Source organism: Streptomyces flavochromogenes, from assembly GCF_000717595.1.
GTDB lineage: Bacteria > Actinomycetota > Actinomycetes > Streptomycetales > Streptomycetaceae > Streptomyces > Streptomyces flavochromogenes.
On sequence record NZ_JNZO01000025.1, the window covers coordinates 20,793 to 37,632 of the forward strand.

Below are 16,840 nucleotides of genomic sequence, written 5' to 3' on the forward strand. Positions count from 1 at the left end.
TTACAGAGGGATGGCCAGGGGCCGGAAGAGACGGACGGGCGCGGCCGCCGAGTGCGACTTGATGACGCCGTTGACGGAGCGGGTGACGGTGAACGTCTGCGGCGAGGTCGCGCCGGTCACGTTGGTGACGGTCATCCGTTCGCCGCCGATGGCGATGTCGAACGGCCGGTCGCCGGCGGCTGTGCTCCACACCGCGGCGCCGGTCGTGGTGACGGACAGAGTCGTCGCGGTGGTGTTGATCCCCGAGGTGAGCTGGGAGCCACCGGTGCTGAGGCGGGCGTAGCCGGTGGCTCCCAGCCGCAGGACGTTGTAGGGGGCGGCCGGGGTGCAGACGAACGTGACCTGCCACTTCTTCTCGCTGACGGTCTCCTTATAGCCGCGGATCAGGAAGTCGACGGCGTCCGGTCCGTCGTCGGCCGGCAGGTTGATGAGCCGGAGCACGTCTCCGACGTCGGCGAGGTAGATCGCCCGGATCAGGGGCCATACCCGGGGGTTGCCGAGGTCGACGGTGACCTGCGGGTAGCGCAGGCTGTCGGTGGTGCCGACGTGCAGGCGCCACCCGGCCTGTTGCAGGGGCTGGGAGTCGTCGGCGAGGGAGAGAGTGTGGGCGACGTCGTACCGACCGATCGCCGCGACGCTGTTCGGGCCCTGCGCGATCGTCTCCCGTGAGACCTGCGCGAACGTGCCGCCCTCCCTGGTCACCGTGACGTCGTTCTCGATCAGCTTCTCGTCGTCCTGCGGCTTGAACGGGTCGCTGATCACGCCGGAGGCGTAGTCGAGGGTGAGAGCGGGAGGCTGGTTGTAGAGCGTGGCCCGGGGCCGGTACAGCAGTGCCCGCTCGGCGCGCTGCTCGAGGACGTAGCCGCCGTCGGCGCGGGCGATGGAGGCGAGGGCGTCGAGGAACCGCTCACGCTGCTGGATGCCGAGCGCGGTGGTGTCGTCGGCGGATCCCTTGAGGACGGCCGGGACCCCTTGCTCGTCGCACAGCCGTAGGAACCGGTCGCCGGCCGTCTCGCCCTGGAACCCCATGAGCGCGGTGTGCATGGTGTGGGCGGTGGGCCCGGTGATGGGCCACACGGACAGGAAACCCACGGACGGGGTTTCGCTGGTGACTGCGTTCTGGAACCAGCCGAGGCGGGCGCTGAGCGGGGCCTTGACGATGACGGCGTAGAGGCCTGATTTCTGGAGCACTCCGTCGACGTAGATGTACCAGGCTGTGTTGGAGAAGGCCGGCTGCGGGATGACGGTGAGCCGGATGGAGTGCGGCTGATCGTCGAAGCAGCCGGGGGCGGCGACGGTCCCGAGGAGCGAGCTCGAGGAGCTGGTGGCGCCGACGGCGACCACGGACAGCGTGATCTGGTTGCCCGCGGCGTCGAGGTCCAGGGTGAACCCGAACCGGTTGTCGGCGTCGGTGCCGAGGCCGCGGTCGACGATCTGCAGGTCGATGCTGCCGTCGACGAGACCGGATACAGCGAGGTCTGCGGACCAGCCGATCGCGGCCGCGACGGAGTCGGGGATCAGGCCGCGCATGGTGGCGTCGGTCGTCGGCGGGATCTGCGCGACGGGCTCGATCCAGTCGGCGATCTTGCCCTCGGACCACTGCAGCGGACCGCTACCGAGGGAGAAGAGGGGGAGGAGCTGTGTCGTGGTGACGAGCGATGCCGCGCCGGTGGCCTGCGTTCCGTCGGTCAGGGGCCAGCATTCGAGGGGGCCCGCGGCACGGATGAACCTCAAGTAGGCGCTCTCCAAGGGCTTGTTGCCCGCGTCGAGGCGCCGGAGGATCCCTGCCGGGGTGATCGGCACCGTCCGGTCCGCCCCGGAGGCATCGCGCTGCGGCGGCCAGGCCGGCACCTCGCCCGCCAGGCGCACGTGCCGGTTGGACAGGGTGGCGGCGCTGGCCACGCTCCACACGAGGCCGCCCGCGTCCGTGAACGCGCTGTCACCGGCCTTGGCGGTGGCGAAGTCCACGTTCACCTTGCGGACGCCGGTGGCGCCGTCCCACAGCTCCATCGCGTAGACGCGGCCCGCCAGGCCGTTGCCGACGAGGCCGAGGTTGGTGCCGAGGTGGATGCCGGCGGCGCCGTCGATGAGGGTGGTGGTCCCTGCCCCGTCGAACGCGGTGCCAAGGGGCCTCCACGCCGTCGCGTTGATCGTCGGCGCCCAGTAGAAGGAGACGAGGTGCCCGCCCGTCCCGGTGTTGACGTCGAGGACGACCCGCAGGGCGATGCGCTCGCCCGCCACGGCAGGCAGCGGCAGAGGTGAGGTGGCTACCTTCTGGCTGGCGAACAGGCCGTCCGGGTACCAGGAGAGCTGTGGCCGCCCGGACGTCAGCTGACAGGACCACGAGCGGTTGGCCCCCGTGGTCAGGAACCGCGAGGCGAGCTCGGCGTAGACGGAGTAGTCGGTCAGGGCGACCTCGAGGCGCAGATCGAGGTCGGTGACGCCGAGCGAGGCATGGTCCGGGGTGGTGAGCGCGGACGAGGCATCCCCGGGAAGCAGGAGATACGGCTGGCCCGCCTCAACGCTGTACTGCATCGGCGTGTTCGGGCCGATCTTCCCCCACAGCGCGGACATGGGGTTGCGGCGGGAGTAGTCGCCGTGCCGGTTGTCGAGCAGCATGTCGGCGGCCGAGGGCTGCGCCCGCGTGCCCTCGGCCGACACCCCGCGCGACATGCTGACGCCGGCCGACGCCCGCACATCGGCCGTGCGGTCGTGGAACGCCCCGTCGTAGTACAGCTCGAACAGGTCCGGCGGAGGCAGAGCAACCATCACACGTCCTCTCCTGCGTAGCGGGCCACCGACGAGCCGGCCTTGGTACGCACCTCGTACTGAAAGGCGTCCTGGAAGGCGCCCGCGTCGACGGAGGCGGTCACGAGGACCTGGATCGGTTGCACCTTGCCGGTGGACGGGGCGGGCATCGTGGTGGGCCCATGGGTGTTGATCAGTGCCTCGAGCTTGGACAGCGGCAGTACGGCCTCCTGCTCGCTGCCCTCGCCGATCATGGCGAGCGTCGGGCCGGTCGTGACACCGCCCTCGGCGAGGTACGGGATGTACGGAACGAACGGGATGCTCACTCCGGGGACCCTGTTGGCGCCGGAGATCAGCGTGTTGATCCCGCCGATGGCGTTGTTGATGAGCCAGATCGCGCCGTTGAGCGCGGTCTTGAGGCCCTGCGTGATGCCGTCCCACATGCCGCCGAAGAACCCGCCGATCTTGGCGACGGCGGTGCGGACGTTGCTGATGAGGGTGTTCCACTGGCCAGTGACGAACCCGGTGATCGCGCTCCACACACGGGCCGCGTCGGCCCGGGTCTTGTCCCATGCTCCGGCGAGGAACCCGGTGATCGCGTTCCAGATCCTCAGGGCGTCGGCCTTGGTCTTGTTCCACGCCGCGGCGACGAACCCGGTGATCGCGTTCCACACGCGGATCGCGTCGGCCCGGGTCTTGTCCCATGCCGCGGTGAGGAACCCGGTGATCGCGTTCCACACGCGGAGGGCGTCCTCCTTGGTCTTGTTCCAGGCGTCGCCGAAGAACTTGGTGATCGCGTTCCAGATGCGCAGGGCGTCGGCCTTCATCTGCTCCCAGTACGCCAGGAGCGCGGCCTTGACCTCGTCCCACTTCATGACGAGGACGACGACGATCGCGATCAGCGCGACGATTCCCGCGATGATCAACCCGACCGGGTTCGCCAGCATCGCGATGTTCACGATCCAGATGGCGGCCGCCATGAGGCCGAGCGCGGTGACGAGGATCAGGACGATCGGAACCAGTTCCTTGATCGTGTCCTTGTGCTCCTTGATGAACTCGGCGACGGTCTTGACGATCGGGAGCAGGGCCTCGCCGAGGGTCATCTGCAGCGTCCGCATCGCCGCGTCCATCTGCCGGGCGGGGTCCGCCTCCATGGACTCGTTCAGCTTCTTGGATGCGCCAGCCGCGGTGTCCATGCCGGACGCGGCCTTGGCCGTCTCGGGGTTCATGGCGAGCAGGGCGTCAGCCGCCTCACCGGCCATGTCGCCGAAGAGGGCCACGCCGAGCTGCGCGCGCTTGGCCGGGTCCTGGACGCCGCGGAGCTTGTCCAGGGTGAGCGCGAGCGCGTCGGCGGCGGGTTTCCCGCCCTTGCCGATGGCGCCGAGCATGTCGCCGGCGTTCAGGCCGAGGGCCTTGAATCCCTCGGTCGCGCGGTCGGTTTCCTCGGACGTGATCCTCGCGAATTCGTGCAGGACGTCGGCGGCCTGGTCGATGTCCTTACCGCCGGCCTTGACGAACTGCGACATCATGCCGAATGCCGTCGAGGCGTCCAGGCCGATGCGCTTGAAGTGCGTGCCGTACTCCTGCACCACCGCGGGCACGTCGGCCAGCATCGACTTGGGCAGGACCTGCGCCGCCTTCGCCAGGACGTCGAAGGCTTCGGTGCCGTCCTTGACGAGGCCCTGCTTGATGAGCTGACCGGCTGCGGTGGAGGCTTCGGCGACGTCGACCTCGAGCTTCTTGGCCAGGCCTAGGGCGCTCTTGGTCATGTCCTGCAGCTCGGCGTCGGTGAAATCCCCGAGCTTCCCCATCGCCTGCGTGACGGTCGCCAGGCCGGTGGTGACCTCCTCGAGGGACTCTCCGAACCCGTCGGAGAACACGTCGCCCGCGATGCCGCCGGCCCGCTCGGCCTCCTGCTCGGTGAGGCCGAGCGAGTCCTTCAGCTCGTGCTGGGCTTCGGCGATGTCCATGGCCCCGGCGATGCCCGCGGCGAACACCGCTCCGGCGGCGATGCCAGCGGCGGCAGCCGGGGCGGCGAGGCCGTCGAGGCGGCTGGTGGTCTCCTGGGCGCCCTCCTCGACGCCGGAGGAGTCCATGCTGATGCGGACGAGGAGTTCGTCGAGGACTGGCATCACGCGCCCCCTTCTCGCCGGTCGGGGCGGCGGTCGTATCCGGCTTGGATCCCGCGCACGGCGGCGAGGAGTTCGCGGCCGGACTTGCGGGGGCGGGCGTTGCGGCTCCACTGGACGAGGTGGTCTTTCAGCTTCGGTCGGGCGCCCTTCTTCATGTGCGGGGCGGCCACGTCCATGCCGAGCCGGGCGGCCACGAGGTCCATGCGCGACGGGCCGATGGGCCCGTAGAGGTTCTGGTAGGCGATGAGGCGGACCATCTCCTCCTCGGTGAAGCGGTCCAGGACCTCACCGGGAGGGATGCGGTAGGCCGCGCTGAGGTCGTAGAGCAGCCTCAGCTCTGGCCGTCGCCGAAACCCGCCTCCGCCTCCTTCACCTTCTGGGTGAAGTCCTTGTCGTCGTCCGACAGGTGGCGGACCAGGTCGAAGAGGCCGTTGATGATGCCGGCCGACCGCTTGCTGAGGATGGAGATGCCCTCGCGCAGGTCGGTGAAGACGAGCTCTTCGGTCTCCTGGTCGTACAGGGCCTTGGCGACGATCTCGGCCTTGCGGGAGCGGACGCTCATCTCGATGCCGTCGGCGGAGTCCCGGCGGGTCATCTTGGCGAGGGAGTTCTGGTATGCCTCCCAGTCCCCGGACGGCAGGCCACGCACCTGGAAGCGGGCGTCGGGCGACCACTCGGGGATCTGCACGTCGTCCTGCCGCTTGATGTCCTGTGCGGCGCGGATCTGGTCCTTCAGCGATGCCATGGTGCGTCGGTCTCCTGTCAGCCGGTCGGGGTGAGGGTGGGCTTGCCGCTGATCTTGAAGGTGACCGATCGCTCCATCTTGTCCTCGGTCGGATACTCGTCGCCCATGTCGGTGATGAGCCCGGAGAACTCCCAGGTGTGCTCGTCGGCGGTGTTCGGCAGGATGACGACCTGGTAATCGCGCAGGTCGTCCTCCTCGAAGTCGCCGTCGAGCGCGGCGTGGGTGGCGGCGGTCGGGTCGTAGTTGAGGGTGATCTCGACCTCGCCGCCGTCCTTCAGGCCCTTGATGAACTCGCGGTACTTGTCCGGGGAGTCGTGGGCGGTGACCTCGATCGCCTCGCGGGAGCGGGACGGGCCGCTGATGTCGGTGACGTTCGCGATCACGGCGAACGAGCCCGAGCCGGTGGTGTCCCGGAGGAACTGTGTGCCGAATGCGTCCTTACCTGCCATGTCAGGCTCCGATCTTGATGACGGCGACGGTCACCGAGGTGACGCCGTTGTAGGTGATCGCGGCCCGGTCGTTGGCGCCGCGGTAGTCGTTGCCGAGCGCGATGAGCCCGGTGTCGCCGGCCGCGACGGTGAGCGTGCCGTCGGCGACGGCGTGCCCGTTCTTCGTGCCCGGGGTGGCGATGGTGGCGGTGTGCGGGCTGGCGTCGCCGTTGATGACGACGAGCACGTACCCGGGGCCGCAGGGCGCGGTGTCGCCGCCGCCGGCCGCGGCGACTGCGGTGGCGGCGAGGTCGGCGACACCCGCGGCGCTGGTGACGGATGTGGCGGTCAGGGCGGCCATGAAGGGCTCCTGTCTGCGGACGGGTCAGGGGGTCTGTTCGGTGACGATCCGGTAGCGCAGTACGAGGTGCCGGATGTCGCCCGGGGGCTCGGGGTCGGTGAGCGGCTGGCCGAACTCATACCGGGTCGCCACGTGGGCGAGGCCGGTGATGGTGAGCGGCTGGTGGTCGAGCAGCGCCTGGACGCGGGAGCCGATCTGCAGCACCCGCTTGAAGCCCTTGTACTGGTCCCACACGTGGAGCGTGGCCACGGTCTGCCCGCCGTACCGGTCGTGGCTGTTGTCGGGGGTGTCGATGGCCTCGCCGAGGTGGATGTACGGGTAGACCGCGGTCTCGGGCACGAAGTCGTACACCCCGGTCGCCAGACTGGTGAGGGTGGCGTCGTTCTTGAGCCGGTTGTAGAGCGCGGTCTGCACGACGAGGAACGGCAGGGGCGACGTCACGGCAGCACCTTCCTCACCTCGGTCTTGACCCGGTCGTTGATGCGGGTGCGCTCCTGCTCCAGGGCGGGCCCGAGCGTCGGGTTCGGGGGCATCCGCTTCGTGCCGAACTCCTGGTAGATGGAGTACGTGTCGTCGGCGTCCCACCAGCCGATCTCGGCCCGCAGCTTGTTGTTCTCGTAGCGGGCTTTCACGGAGCCCTGCAGGTTGCGGGAGTCGACCTTGACCTTGCCCTTCACCTCGGCGATGACGGCCTCGGACGCCTCCCGCAGAGCCTTGAAGAGCGCCTGGCGGACCTCGGCGGGGAGGTCCTCGATCCGGTCGGTGAGCCCCTCCAGGCCCTCGATCTCGATCGTCAGCGGGCCCTGCCTGCGCACGTTCCCGCCGCGGTTGCGTCGTGGGCGGGCCATGTCAGGCGCCCTCTTCCTGGAGGAGCTCGGCGAAGACCTTGGAGTAGACCGGCCGGGATGCCTGGACGACGGACAGGACGCGGAAGCGCTGCGCCTGCCCGAGGGTGTCGGTGCCCTGGAGTTCGTCGCCGCGGTGGACGTCCGCGCTGGGCAGGAGCCAGATGTCGTGGGAGTGCCTCGACCCGGCCTGGGCGGCGACGAGCCGCTCGGTGGCGGAGGGCTGGTCGACCTTCGCCCGCACGGTGCTCTGCAGGACGCGGGTGGTCTCCTGTCCGCCGGCCCCGTCGTCGACGGTGACCGTGCGCCAGACTTCCAGGCGCCGGGTCAGGTACTGGCCGACGCTCACCGCGACTTCAGCGCGTGCGCGCCGCCGCCGAAGCGGGCCTCGAGCCGTTCGCGCCAGTACTGCGGGAGGTCCATCTCGGTGATCCGGCCGTCGCTGGCGTAGGTGACGGCGTAGTCGCCGAGCCGCTCGGAGGTGATGACCTTGTCGGCGGCCAGGCCGCTGCCGTCCTCCTCGGCACGCTGTGCCTTGAGGGCGCCCGCGGTCATGCGGCAGACGAGGTCGACGATGTCCGCCGGGACGGAGTCCAGGCCGTGCGTCTGGGTGACGTCGACGAGGGAGGGCCCGCATCCCGACGTCCAGCCGCACGCGCGCCACAGGCGCCCGGAGACGAGCTGCCAGTCGGTGACCGTCACGCCGTCCAGGAGGACGGTGGCGACGGCGGTGACGGGCTGCCCGGGCAGTGTCAGCCACGGCCCGGGCTCGCCCTCGACCGTCACCGTGGACGTGACCTGGGAGATGGGGGTTCCGGCCGCCTCGCGGACCGCCGTCGAGGCGACGTCGAGGTAGGTGTCGACGATCGTCTCCTCGCCGGGGTTGATGGTCATTCCGCGGGCGGTCAGGTCGGCCGCCGTAGCGAGCGGGTCGAGTGCCACGGTGGCCTCCCTCTCTCAGCTCATCAGGTCGATGAGGTCGGCCTTGGTGAAGTTCGCCGCGTCCTCGGCCGACATGCGGCCGCTCTTGACGACGTAGGCGATCCACTCTGCCTTCGACGCGTTGACGCCGGGGCGCCCGGAGTCTGGCGCGGACGGGGCGCTCTCGCCCTGCTCGTCGTCCGTGTCCGGGCCCGGCGGCTGGAGGGCGGGCGCCCCGTGCCAGGGGGCGCCGTCGGGGTGGACGCGCTGGAGCAGGCCGCTGTCGTAGCGCTCCTGGATGCCTTCGGGCAGGGGCAGGTCCATCGCGAAGATGGCCCCGCCCTCCCCGCGCACGTGGATGGTCTCGGCCATGTCAGGTGTTCCTCGGCACGCGCAGGGCCGCGATGGTCCCGGTCGTCGTGGACGACGTGATCATCAGCGAGCCGTCGGACTGGACGAACCGGCCGGACTCGAACGGGCCGATGTAGTGCGTGGTGCCGAACGCCACGGACACGGCGAGGTCGCCCTGCCCGGCCGCGACGGCCGGCGGGTTGTCACCGGCCTTGACCGTGATGGTGAGCGCGGTGTCGTCGTCGGTGTTCGTGACGCGCAGGACGGTCAGCTCGGGGAACGCGTTCGCGAGCTGCATGTCGTTGGTCGGCGCGGCCACGAGGGTCGTGCCGGTCGGGTTCACCACACCGCTGTTGGGCGGGAGGTTGGTGTAGGTCAGCTGGGTGGTCGCCATGTCAGCTCTCCGATCAGGCGGCGGGGTTGATGAAAGCTGCGGCCAGGTGGTCGGGCCGGATGACCTTCGCGCCGTACAGGGCCAGGCCCTTGACCGCGTCGGAGAAGCTGGACTCGGGGCGGTAGGCCTCGGTCTTGTTCAGCTGCTCGGCGAAGGTGATGGCCTCCTTCACACCGGCCTGGACGACGGTGGTGTCGCCGGTGGGGACGGGGCAGTTGTTCGACTCGTAGATGTCGAACCCGGCGGCCCGGCCGACGAAGCCGTTGCGCAGGCCCGCGTCCGTGCCCGCGTTGTCGGCCTTGATGAACCGGTCGTCCAGGAGCAGGGAGGCGTAGGCCTCGGGCGGGACGATGACGTACCGGCCGGCCTTGGGCACGTCGGCCTTGGTCAGCTTGGTCCGCAGCGGCACGAGGATCTTGTTGTAGAAGTCGGTCGGCGTGGTGTAGGTGTCGATCGGCGAGCCGACCACGTTGAGGAAGTTCGCCGCGGCGATCTGCGTGTAGAGACCGGCGACGTACTGGTCCATCACGTCGGCCAGGCCGTAGGCGGCCTCGCTCATCGCGGTGGGCACGAGGTTCGACTTCGCCTGCCGCTTGTCGACGTCGTCGACGCTGAACGCCCAGTACTTCGACTGGTCGACGACGAGGGTCCGCTGGCCGGTGGTCAGCTTCTCCGGGGTGATGACCGTCGAGCCGGGCACGTAGGTGCCGATGGCCGGCCGGGACACGGAGGTGATGCGGACGGTGTCGCCCGCCTCCGAGATCTCGCCCTCGTAGTCGCGGTTCACGACGCCGGGCGCGGCGTAGACGAGGGCCTTGCGGGTGGAGACGAGGAGCTTGCTGCTCCAGATCTCGGGAACGAAGTTCCGCACGGACATGGTGGTTCCTCCTGGTTACTGGCCGCCCATGAGGTCGTCGAGCCGGCCGTCGATGCGGGCCTTGTCGATCGCCTCGGGGGTCATGGACTTGAGGTCTTGCCGGGTGAGCTGCTTCGGCCGGGCCGCCTTGCGCGCCGCTCCGCCGTCGCCGGTGCCCTGGAACCTCTTCGCCGTTGCGGCTGCCAGGTAGGGCTTGGTCTTGATCAGCTCGTCGATCGCCTCGGCGATCTCGTCGCTGTCGACGTTGCCGTCGTCGTCGACCTCGAAGGTCTCGAGGTCGAGGAATTTGTAGGCGTCGGCCGGATCGGCGAGCTTCCCCGCCGCCGCGGCCTTCACCTCGGCCCGCAGGATCCGGGTGTTGGCCTTCGACAGGGCGGCGGTCTCAGCCGCGCGACGGGTCTTCTCCGCCTCGTCGACGTTGTCCTTCTCGGCCAGGCGCTGCTCGAGCTCCCTGGCCCGGTCCCGCTCCGCCCGCCACTTGCCCTTCATCGAGGCCAGAGCGCGCTTGCCCCGGTCGCCGAGCGCGTCGGAGCCGTCCGGGTCCTGCTCGTCGCCGTCCTGCTCGTCCCCGCCCTCGCCCTCGTCGCCGGGGTCCTCGTCCCCGTCCTCGTTGCCGGGGCCGTCGTCGGTACCGTCCTCCTCGTCGCCGCTGGCGTAGAAGAACGGCGAGAAGGGGCCGGTGCCGTAGGGGCGGGCCCAACCGGGCGCGTGCGCGCGGGCATGGCGGGGCAGGGTATTGCGGTCCATGGGGTCTCCCGTTGCGGGTATAGGCCCGGGCGTTGCGCGCGGGCGGGTCAGACGATGTAGCCGTGGAACTTCAGCAGGCGGACCGCGTGGTCGCGGTCACCGTCGGCCTGCTTGTAGATCTCCTCCGGCATGAGTCGCGGGCGGCTGCTCTGTGCGCGGGCCCCGGCCCCTTCGAAGCGCTTCAGCCGCTGCCCGGCGATGCCTCGGCGGGTGACGCCCTCGGTGGTCTTGAGGATCTTCTGCCCGTAGACCACGGCCGAGGACATGCCGCGTCTCGCGTTGACGACCTGGGCGATGTCGGCGCCCTCGTCGATGGCCTTGACCGCGGCCTCGCCGAACGCGCTCTTCCGCTCGGCTGCCGACATGCTGGCGTAGAGGTCTTTCGGGTCGACCGGTGTCGGCTTGTGCTCGCGGGTCACGGGTTCCATGCCGCAGTGACACTTCGGGTGCCGGGCGAACGCCTTGCTGACGCCGTACTCGCGGCCGGCCAGGACGATGCACCGGTTGCAGGCGCCGCCCTCGACGACCCGGATGTAGGAGGTGACGGCCGGGCGCGCGACCATGCCGACGGAGTCCGCCGACCTGCCCGCGTCCGCGATGACCGTGCGCGTGACGACGTCGAGCAGCGCTTCGCCCCGGGCCATCGCGTGAGCGACGGGGACTCCGCGGCCCAGCGCGGTGAGCGTCGTCCACATCGGGGCGAGGAGAGCCTGCGCGAGCGGGACGCCGGCGCCGGTCACGCCCACGAACATCTCCGGTACGAGCTCGCCGTCCGCGTCGTCCTCGCCAGTCGGGGCGAGCAGGGCGAGAAGCCACGGGTCGGTCGCGCGTGCGGTGGCGAGCTGGCCGCTGGAGACGATCACGAGCACGCGGGCCAGGATCGCGAGCCACGACGGGCGGATGGCGTCGGGGTCGACCTGCCGCCACAGAGTCCGGGACGCCCTGGCTGCCGCCTCGGAGATCCGTTCGCGGGCCTCCTGGTGGGCGACGGCCTCCGGCGACGGGCTCATGCCGCGGCCTCCGGTTCCTCCTCGACCGGGTCGGCCGGCTCGCTGGTGCCGATCAGCTGGCGACTGAGCTCGTTGACCGGGTCCATCTTCAGCTCGGCCTCCTTCATCGCCAGGACGTCGCCGACCTCGGTCGGGGTGAGCCCGTACCGCAGCGCCAGCCACTCGAAGGGGAAGCCCAACTGCTTGAGTTTCAGCAGCGCGTCGGCCATCTGCGCGTGCGAGCGGGATTCCGAGTCCGCCCACAGCACGCGGCCCGAGCGCAGCGCGCGCGCCTTGGCCTCGTCGCCCTTGGCCAGGGCGATCAGGCGGGCGACCTCGCGCAGGCCCTGGCCGAACCACAACTTCTTCTCGTCGACCCGCTGCACCAGCCCGGTCTCCGCGGCAAGCAGAGCATCCGCGCTGAGGTTGGCCATCTTCCCGATCAGGTAATGCTGCGGGGTGCGGGTCTGGGCGGCGAGGTGGCCGACGGCGACCTCGATGATGCTGGTGTACATCGACAAGTTGGCGGCCTGCCACTCGGCGATCTTCGTGTCCTTGCCGGAGAACATCATCACGCGGTCCACGGCGAACTTCTGGATGTCGACCAGCTGCTTGCCCACGACCTCGCCCGCCGCGTTGAGCTTCGGAATCGTCGGCGGTTCGGCGCCGAGAATGACGCGCTGCGGGAAGCTGGCGTAGTCCGCCGCGGTGAAAAGCTGTGCCCACAGCAGGTTGATCGCGTCCTGCATCGCGATCACGCCCTGCACGTCGGACATCGGCTCGTCAACCAGCATCGGCTTGTTCGGCAGCTCCACCATGGGCACGAGGCCCATCGGGTTGGGCTGCGGGTTCGGCTCGTCGCCCATGTCCCGCGGCTGCCAGCCCTTCAGCGCCTCGTCCACGTCCGCCATCTGCGGCGACTTGTCCTGCTGTGCCAGCGGGCGGCAGAACTTCCACACCTCGGTGGCCGTGTAAAGGGTGGCGTAGTCCTCGTTGCCGTCCTGCCACCGCTTCAGTGCGGCCCGCCGGCGGGTCCGCGAGCCGGGCTCGTAGGCCACGATGGACTGCGAGGCGTCCTCAAACGTGACGACCGGCATGTCCGGGTCGTCGGGGTCACCCCACACCAGCACGAAGCAGCGGGCGCCGGTGACCGCGCCGAGGAACCCGAGCTGCGAGTCGGAGTCCAGGCCGTTGACCTGCCACACCTCCCACAGATCCTTGTCCGCAGATGTCTCCCCGGAGGCGAGAAACCCGGTCACGGTCAGCCGCTCGACGGGCGAGTCGGCGACCACCTGCGTCCAGTTGTCGGAGAAATCCCGGTAGCGGTTGCCGTGGAACTTCGCGAACTCCTCGCTCGCGAACTTCAGCCGGTGCTTGCCCCGGTAGTAGTCGGTACTCACGTCGATCTTGCCGCGCCGCCGGATCAGTTCGTTCTCCAGCAGCGCGACCAGCTGGAGAGCCTGTCCCTCCGTAGCCATCGGGCCCTCCTCATCCGCCGTAGTAGTAGGACTGCACCCGCTCGGCCAGGCCGGCGGCGATGACGTCACCCAGCGCCTCGTGAGCGAGGATGCTGGCCACGCTGGCGTCGATCTTCTGGGTCGGGGACGCCTTGCGCAGGACGTACCGGTCGGCCGGCCTGGTCGCCGCGCGGGTGTTGGCGATGTGCGACTCGACGATGGGGCACCCGTCGTGCGTGAACGAGGCCCCGTCGCTGTTGCGCTTCACGACGTCCGTCCTCAGCCGCTCGGCCGCCGAGTGCATCTGCACGATGCGCCGGGTGTACCAGCGGATGACGCGCTCCTCGCCGAACTTGTCGACCCACTCGTCGACCTCGGTGTCCCAGTACGGCGGGTCCGCGTACAGCCGCACCACGTCGTACCGGTTCATCAGCTGGTCCATCGCGGCCCGGACCTCAGCCCGGGGGACCTGCCCGCCGTAGTCGGCCGGGTTCCAGATCGTCGGCTCGTCGTCCGCCCCGTACACCGGGGTGAACTGGTAGCCGTCCATCGTCTCGGCCCGGATCGCGGTCCAGTCGTCCATGTCGGAGCCGTCGAACCCGAGCACGACCCGGGTCATCGGCCGGACGCGCCGCGGCTTGGCCTTCACCGCCCACTTCGCGCCGTCGAGCCAGGACGCGGCGCCGGCCACGCACCGGTTGCCGAAGAACCGCTCGGCCTGCGCCGGGTCCTTCTCCATGATCTCGGCGGCCTCGGCCTCGATGGCGTCGAGGTCGACGTGCGCCGAGCCCGCGTAGACGATCGTGTGGATCTTCCGGCGCTGCCGCTTGTCCCCGTAGGACAGGGACTTCGGCGCCTGCGGGTGGTAGCGGAAGATGTCCCTGGCCTTCGCCTCGGACGTCGTCTGCGCCACGCTGCTCTCCGACGGATCCCACCCGTTCGTCGTCTCCATCGACCGGCCGCCCATGCCGGCCGTACCACGGCGCTGCGTCTCCGCCACGCGCCGCAGCTTGTTCGCCGCGTTGTACAGGCCGGTCTCGTCCTGGAGGGCGAAGATGATCGGGTTGCCGAGGCGGGACAGAGCGCTCGAGGTGACGACGTCGATGCGTCCGTCGTCGCCGACCCGCGTGAACTCCTCGCCCGCCACCATCATCTCGGCGAGCGGGCCGCGCTTCACCATCGAGCGGAGCGGCCGGTAGACGTTCGCAACCTGATCCTCCGACGTCGCGGTGAGCTGGATCAACGGCGTCGGCCACGGCGTGCCCATCGGCTCGCCCGGCTGATAGTCGTACCACCAGCCGCAGCCGCAGCCATGGTCCGAACACCGGTACCGCTCGCCGCCCTTGGCCCACCCGTCGAAGACCACGGGCCCGGCGGCCTCGGCCAGGACGATCGTGGCGGACCACGGGCCCTTGCCGGTCTTCTGCGGCGCCACGACCTGCGAGCGCCGGTACTGGAAGGCGGGCGCCAGCTGGCCGACGGTCGCCCCCGGGCGAACCCGGTAGTGGTTGACCGTGCACCACAGCTGCCACGGGTACAGCTCCATCCGCTCACCCGCGCGGAAGCCGTCCGGTACGGGGCAATGCTCCTCAATCCAGTCCGGGACGATCCACAGGGTGGGGAAGTCGACGACGAACTCGGCGGCGGCGTCAGCTGCCTTCGCCACTGGGTACGACCTTCAGCCGGTCACGCGCCGACGGCCGCCGAACCGGCGCCTGAAGCGTCGGGGCCTCGACGGGCTCGTCCTCCAGAGGCGGGGCGATCTTCCACCGGTTCCTGTTCATGCCCGCCACGCTCAGCCCGAGGCTGTCGAGGTAGGACCGCACCATCTTCTTCACGTCCACCCGGGCGTCCGGGCGCTCCGCCTCGGCCAGCGTCCGCACGAACAGCGCGACCTCCAGCTCCTGACCCATGTCCTCCCAGACCACGGCCTGGGGCTTGGCCCACAGGTCTTCCCACAGGTCCAGCTCGCGGTCAGCGGGCGTCGTGAGCGGCCACTCGGGCGCCTCGCCCGGCCGGCCTTCGGCGGGCAGCGTCCGCCAGCCGCCCTTGTCGGTGGCCTTCGTGCTGCGCAGAGACCTCGGGTCCGGCGGCGGCCCGGAGACCGCGCGCGCTCCTCCACGGGGCATAGTCGATCACTCCTCGTCGCTGCGTTGCGCAGCATTGAGAGCCGTCACCTTGCGTGACGGCCGGAACCCTCTGAACCCGGCTGACCTCCTGGCGCCCTCCCCCGCGCTCTCCGCCCCCAGGCTGGCCGGGGTCACCCCCCTGGGGGTGGTGGCGGAGCGTGACGGTCGGGTTCAGTGACCGAAGGTGTCGCGGGCGGTCTTGCGGCTGTGGTGCCGCTTGCTCATGGCCTGCCAGTTGGCCGGGTCGTAGCCGCGGGGGCCGAGGGGGCCGAGGCCGTCGATGTGGTCGACCTCGGTCGCCAGGTCGCGCTGCAGGGGTAGCAGGACGGCACAGTCGTCGCACTCGCAGTACGGATGGTCTTCGAGGTAGTCGGCGCTGTTCCTGAGCCATCGCCTGTCGTAGCCCCGTGAGTGCGAGGTGGGACGGTCTGCCCGGGCCTGCGTTGAGCAGGTGGGGCATCGACCCTGGGGGGTGAGGTTCGGGCACCCGGGGGTGGGGCACACCTGCAGAGCCCTACGTGCGGGCATGTGCCGGGAACGAGAACGTCTTGGGGAAGCCGTGTCCGTCGGCTGCCAGTTGGATTCTGCCGAGCATCTGCACAACGGTGCCCTGCAGCCGTTCCACGTTCGCCAGGCACTCGCTGTCGTGCTCCTTGCCCTGCATGAGGAACCCTCGGTCGCAGCAGGGCATGCCGAGGACGTACCGCTGCGGGAAGCGTCCGTACAGGTACACCGCACGCGTGCGGTGCAGGTGCCGCAGAGCGCGTTCGCGGTCCGGGTAGGGGACGGCCATGGTGGCCTCCTTGTGTTGTCCTGCCGCCCGGACGCTGCGCGCGCCGCACGACCGTGGTTGCGCCCGTGCGGGAGATCTCCTCGATCCATCGCCGGGCGGCAGGGGTACGCGAAGGCCCGTCCGCGTCGGGGGTTGATCGCGGACGGGCCGGTCTATGGATGGCTCAGAAGTTGGGACAGAGGTGTGTGTGCACGGCCTCGTTGATCTTCCGGCCGGTCTCGGGGGTGGCGATCTCGGGAAGTCGGGTGTCGACGGTGAACCGCTCCAACGCGGTCTGCGCGAGCTTGGCGTCGTCCTTGGAGTCCTTGATGCTGCGGCACTGGTTGCTGCCGCGGCTGACGGCTTGGTCTTCCTTGCCGGGCTTGATGATGCGCGGGTCGATGGCGTTGAGCGCGCCGAGGTAGGCCTGTCGGGCCTTGGCGGTGGGCTCGGGCGGGAGGCCGGCGGCTTCTCGGGCTTTCGCGAGGTCTTCCGGGCTCACGGTCCTGGCGGGGGCTTTCGCGGACGGTGGGGCGGTCGACGCCTCGACGCCGCCCTTGTCTGAGGGGGTCGAGGGCGGGTTGTCGGCTGTGCCGCAGGCGGTGAGTCCGAGGAGCAGGGTGGCGGCTAGGGCCGCGGTGGTGAGACTGCGCATCGGGTCAGCTTGGCGGATTGTGCACAGGCTGTGGATGCGAGTGACCGCCTTGTGACATGGCGAAGGCCCGCGCCGTGGCGGGCCTTGATGTCCGGAACGAGGGCCCCAGCTGCTCCGTGAAGCGCATGCGATCGAAATCGCTGCTAGGGATCTCGCGGCCGTTGTGCATGAGGCCTGTCCTGGCCGGCGCCACGATTCACGGCTGGGCTCCGGACCTCCAATGCTTCGGCTACGAGCCGAAGCGGTCTGGGGTACTGCCTGCTTTTGGGCATGCCTGTACTCGCAAATC

Annotated in this window: 21 protein-coding genes; all 21 read right to left on the reverse strand. The window is 70.0% G+C overall.

All coding sequences use genetic code 11. From position 1 onward, the window contains the following. On the reverse strand, positions 1–2,769 hold the full coding sequence (locus tag IF00_RS0128220; protein WP_051820648.1) for a hypothetical protein: 2,769 nt from the start codon (positions 2,767–2,769) through the stop codon (positions 1–3). Beyond that, the gene (locus IF00_RS0128225; protein WP_030322822.1) at positions 2,769–4,880 is read right to left on the reverse strand and encodes a phage tail tape measure protein; all 2,112 of its coding nucleotides are present in this window, start codon (positions 4,878–4,880) and stop codon (positions 2,769–2,771) included. The genes IF00_RS0128220 and IF00_RS0128225 overlap by 1 nt, the downstream gene beginning before the upstream one ends. Next, complete coding sequence (locus tag IF00_RS0128230; RefSeq protein WP_030322824.1) at positions 4,880–5,137, reverse strand: phage tail assembly protein T; 258 nt, start codon at positions 5,135–5,137, stop codon at positions 4,880–4,882. The genes IF00_RS0128225 and IF00_RS0128230 overlap by 1 nt, the downstream gene beginning before the upstream one ends. A gap of 74 nt (positions 5,138–5,211) precedes the next feature. Then, the gene (locus IF00_RS0128235) at positions 5,212–5,625 is read right to left on the reverse strand and encodes a hypothetical protein (RefSeq protein ID WP_030322826.1); all 414 of its coding nucleotides are present in this window, start codon (positions 5,623–5,625) and stop codon (positions 5,212–5,214) included. A gap of 17 nt (positions 5,626–5,642) precedes the next feature. Beyond that, positions 5,643–6,074 (reverse strand): phage tail tube protein, encoded by a 432-nt coding sequence (locus tag IF00_RS0128240; protein ID WP_030322827.1) that lies wholly within the window; start codon positions 6,072–6,074, stop codon positions 5,643–5,645. A 1-nt stretch (position 6,075) separates the two neighbouring features. Further along, positions 6,076–6,414: a hypothetical protein gene (locus IF00_RS0128245; RefSeq protein ID WP_030322829.1), complete on the reverse strand. Its 339-nt coding sequence runs from the start codon at positions 6,412–6,414 to the stop codon at positions 6,076–6,078. Positions 6,415–6,438: 24 nt separating this feature from the next. Then, on the reverse strand, positions 6,439–6,855 hold the full coding sequence (locus IF00_RS0128250) for a DUF3168 domain-containing protein (protein ID WP_030322832.1): 417 nt from the start codon (positions 6,853–6,855) through the stop codon (positions 6,439–6,441). Continuing rightward, the gene (locus IF00_RS0128255; RefSeq protein ID WP_030322834.1) at positions 6,852–7,262 is read right to left on the reverse strand and encodes an HK97-gp10 family putative phage morphogenesis protein; all 411 of its coding nucleotides are present in this window, start codon (positions 7,260–7,262) and stop codon (positions 6,852–6,854) included. The genes IF00_RS0128250 and IF00_RS0128255 overlap by 4 nt, the downstream gene beginning before the upstream one ends. A gap of 1 nt (position 7,263) precedes the next feature. After that, the gene (locus tag IF00_RS0128260) at positions 7,264–7,608 is read right to left on the reverse strand and encodes a phage head completion protein (protein ID WP_030322835.1); all 345 of its coding nucleotides are present in this window, start codon (positions 7,606–7,608) and stop codon (positions 7,264–7,266) included. After that, positions 7,605–8,201: a hypothetical protein gene (locus IF00_RS0128265; RefSeq protein WP_030322836.1), complete on the reverse strand. Its 597-nt coding sequence runs from the start codon at positions 8,199–8,201 to the stop codon at positions 7,605–7,607. The genes IF00_RS0128260 and IF00_RS0128265 overlap by 4 nt, the downstream gene beginning before the upstream one ends. Positions 8,202–8,216: 15 nt before the next feature. Next, positions 8,217–8,552 carry a hypothetical protein gene (locus tag IF00_RS0128270; protein WP_030322840.1) on the reverse strand — a complete coding sequence of 112 codons (336 nt, stop codon included), beginning with the start codon at positions 8,550–8,552 and terminating at the stop codon, positions 8,217–8,219. A gap of 1 nt (position 8,553) precedes the next feature. Further along, positions 8,554–8,925, reverse strand: coding sequence for a hypothetical protein (locus IF00_RS0128275; protein WP_030322842.1), 372 nt, complete (start codon positions 8,923–8,925; stop codon positions 8,554–8,556). Positions 8,926–8,938: 13 nt separating this feature from the next. Next, entirely contained in the window at positions 8,939–9,802 is an 864-nt protein-coding gene (locus IF00_RS0128280; RefSeq protein WP_030322844.1) for a phage major capsid protein, read from the reverse strand. Between the two features lie 15 nt (positions 9,803–9,817). After that, entirely contained in the window at positions 9,818–10,549 is a 732-nt protein-coding gene (locus tag IF00_RS0128285; protein ID WP_030322846.1) for a hypothetical protein, read from the reverse strand. A 47-nt stretch (positions 10,550–10,596) separates the two neighbouring features. Then, positions 10,597–11,559 carry a VG15 protein gene (locus IF00_RS0128290; RefSeq protein ID WP_030322847.1) on the reverse strand — a complete coding sequence of 321 codons (963 nt, stop codon included), beginning with the start codon at positions 11,557–11,559 and terminating at the stop codon, positions 10,597–10,599. Beyond that, positions 11,556–13,016, reverse strand: coding sequence for a phage portal protein (locus IF00_RS0128295; RefSeq protein ID WP_030322849.1), 1,461 nt, complete (start codon positions 13,014–13,016; stop codon positions 11,556–11,558). The genes IF00_RS0128290 and IF00_RS0128295 overlap by 4 nt, the downstream gene beginning before the upstream one ends. Before the next feature lie 10 nt (positions 13,017–13,026). Beyond that, positions 13,027–14,661 carry a hypothetical protein gene (locus IF00_RS0128300; RefSeq protein WP_030322851.1) on the reverse strand — a complete coding sequence of 545 codons (1,635 nt, stop codon included), beginning with the start codon at positions 14,659–14,661 and terminating at the stop codon, positions 13,027–13,029. Continuing rightward, on the reverse strand, positions 14,645–15,124 hold the full coding sequence (locus IF00_RS0128305; protein ID WP_245234655.1) for a hypothetical protein: 480 nt from the start codon (positions 15,122–15,124) through the stop codon (positions 14,645–14,647). The genes IF00_RS0128300 and IF00_RS0128305 overlap by 17 nt, the downstream gene beginning before the upstream one ends. Before the next feature lie 171 nt (positions 15,125–15,295). Further along, a complete protein-coding gene (locus IF00_RS47150) occupies positions 15,296–15,652 on the reverse strand; it encodes an HNH endonuclease signature motif containing protein (protein WP_245234656.1) in 357 nt (118 codons plus the stop codon). Continuing rightward, a complete protein-coding gene (locus IF00_RS0128315) occupies positions 15,639–15,917 on the reverse strand; it encodes a hypothetical protein (RefSeq protein WP_030322854.1) in 279 nt (92 codons plus the stop codon). The genes IF00_RS47150 and IF00_RS0128315 overlap by 14 nt, the downstream gene beginning before the upstream one ends. A 163-nt stretch (positions 15,918–16,080) precedes the next feature. Next, the gene (locus tag IF00_RS0128320) at positions 16,081–16,551 is read right to left on the reverse strand and encodes a hypothetical protein (RefSeq protein WP_030322855.1); all 471 of its coding nucleotides are present in this window, start codon (positions 16,549–16,551) and stop codon (positions 16,081–16,083) included. Between the last annotated feature and the right edge of the window lie 289 nt (positions 16,552–16,840).